This is a genomic window from Accumulibacter sp. (assembly GCF_032229525.1).
In the GTDB taxonomy this organism is placed as follows: Bacteria; Pseudomonadota; Gammaproteobacteria; order Burkholderiales; family Rhodocyclaceae; genus Accumulibacter.
On record NZ_JAVTWB010000098.1, the window covers coordinates 1 to 2,537 of the forward strand.

At 63.7% G+C, this 2,537-nt stretch carries 2 protein-coding genes; one reads left to right on the forward strand and one right to left on the reverse strand.

All coding sequences use genetic code 11. The features are described from left to right. Nucleotides 1–75 precede the first annotated feature (75 nt). A complete protein-coding gene (locus RUW20_RS05955) occupies nucleotides 76–1,050 on the reverse strand; it encodes a ParM/StbA family protein (protein WP_313951284.1) in 975 nt (324 codons plus the stop codon). A gap of 507 nt (nucleotides 1,051–1,557) precedes the next feature. Here RUW20_RS05955 and RUW20_RS05960 point away from each other — a divergent pair. Next, on the forward strand, nucleotides 1,558–2,537 hold a 980-nt coding region (locus RUW20_RS05960), incomplete at its 3' end, for a prohibitin family protein (RefSeq protein ID WP_313951285.1).

The following is a 2,537-nucleotide window of genomic DNA, read 5'->3' on the forward strand; positions in this document are numbered from 1 at the left end:
ACGGTACCAAGATCGGCAAGCAACTCCGGGTAGGTGCCCGTCGGGATCTTCACCACAATGCGCAGCGACGACATCTCAAGCGCCCATCCGCCAGAACCCGCGCACGTTCGCAAAAACCGGCGCCTCCGGCGTCGACAGCTTGAGCTGCGGGAAGGCGTCCTTGAGCGCCTCCTCAAAGAACCCCGCGCCGCCACCTACCAGCAGCACCAGGTCAGCACTCGCGTTTTCCTTTCGAAGCGATTCTCGTAACCGGGTGGTGACGATCGGCCCGACCTTGTCGGCAGCCTTCTTCAGGTAGGGCGCGACTTCGACCCGCTCGCCGAGAAGACGGACCTGCGCGTGTCCCTTGCGGAGCGTGTGCTCCAGACGTTCTCTGCCGACGTTGCCCCCAAAATCCTGCGCGATCAGGCGAACGGCTTCATCAAGGATCACCGAAGACGCCTCCAGGCTCGTGCCACACGACTGGCGCCGCAGCTCGCCATTGCTGATCAGGACCCAGTCGACCGAGAAAAAGCCGGGGTCGACAACCAGCACGCGGCTATCCTCGATTTCCGTGGCATCCGGCAATCCCCAGACGTAGTCGACGAACCCTCCCACGGGCTGCGGGACGACCTTGACCTCGCCCACGGTGATCTTTCGCCGCGGCGTGATCTGGTGCTCTCCCCGCATCTGCCCGGCCAAGCGCTCGCGCAACGCAGGATCGAGATACTGATTGACCGGAAGCCCGGTAACAACCCGATCGATCTGCTCCAATTCGGCAAGCAGAAGCCCGGCATGGAAGAGGGCGCGATAAGAGGCCGTCGACGGGTAGTCCTCGTGCAACTCGCGACTCCATAGCTCGGCACGATCCGGCGATAGACCGGCGACAAACGGTTCCCCGTTCACCAGCACGCGCAAGAAATCTTCCTCGCCGTCGCTGGCGATCTTTTCTCCGAGCCGATCGGCCGGCGCAGCGCCGGCGGGTCGCAGCACAACCCGGGGTTCGCCACCGGGGTCTCCGCAGGCCAACTTGAGGTTGGAATAGCCGATATCGATTCCGAGAACTGTCATGTCAGGTTTTCTCCTGGGTCACGTCATTGACCAGCGCGCCCGGAAGTGGGCAGCGAAGCCTGGCAGACGCACTGCAGGAAACCTGCAGGCACACAAGAGGAGCGTTCAACGTTCCTTCGCGCGTTCAGTGCGCCGCCAGTGCACCGGATGCTATGGAAACGGTCGGCCCAGCGGCATTCGAAAAGCGACCAGAAAAGACGAATTTCGCCGAGGCAGGGGAGGCTTCTTCAGCGGCCAGCCGCCTGCACACGCCGCAGATTTCCCCGCTTGACGGGCACGTTCAGGGCCCGGTTGTGAAGATTTGTTCACACCCCTGAAGAAATGAGGACGTCCCGGTAGAAAAGCCGCCGGCCCGTTACGAAACTGCCCCCGCGCCGCCTTTGAACCCTCCACGGCACTTGGACGACCATGGATTCCATGCCGAACCGGGGTGCGGACCGATCTTCCCGACCCCACGGCGGGGCAGTGACCCCTTCCGTCGAAGATCATCCTGTGGGGAGAAACATCATGTCGGAACAGCTCACCAAGATCGCTCAAAGCGTTCGCAGTGCCCTGGGTTACTCGGCTGCCGGTGTGGGTCGAGTGGCGACCAGTTGCGGCAGCGCCATCCGTCATCGCGCCGTTGGTCTCATCGCCTTCAGCGTGCTGGCCGCCAGCGGTTACGCTCTCTACACCAATCCCCCGGTGCAAAGCATTGGCCGCGGTGAAGTCGGCATCCGCCTCAACCAGTTTACCGGCGGTTCGGTCGAGGTGCGCGAAGGCGCAGCGCTTGTCGTCCCCGGCTTGCACCAGCTGCGCCGCTTCTCGCTGCGCGACCAGGTCTATCGCCCGATCGATGGACTCGAAGCCAACGGCCCGGCGCCTTTCCAGTCGGTGGAAGGGCTGTCGCTCGGCATCGACATCGCGGTGCGCTACGCGCTTGACCCGAAACAGATCGCGGCCATGGCCAGGAACCTGCCCGAGGACCTCAACGGTGAGATCGTCGAGCCGGTGGTGCAGGGTGTGCTCTACAAGACCCTGTCCCGCTACACGGTACGCGAGATCTTCTCCAGCAAACGCCAGGACATCCAGGAGTCCATCGAGCGCGAACTGAAACCCCGCCTGGCGGCCGACGGAATTGTTCTGGAATCGGTGACCCTGGGCAAGGTGGACCTGCCGCGCGACTACCGGGCGGGCATGGAAACCCTGCTCGCCGAAGAAATCGCCAGCGAAAAAATGCGCTACACGCTGGAGCTCAAAGACAAGCAGGTCAAGCAAAGCGAACTCGAAGCGCTGGCCCAGAAGGTGCGCCGGGAAACCGCCGCCGAGGCCGCCGCCCAGGAGCGAATCATCGCCGCTAGGGCGCAGGCCGAAGCGATGAAACACGTCCTGCCCTTCAAGCAGAAAGAGATCGAGCAACGCGGGCTCGAAGCCGAGGCCGAGAAGGTGACCCGCATCAAGCGCGCCGAAGCCACCGCTCAGTCGCGTCGCATCGAGGCGGCCGGCGA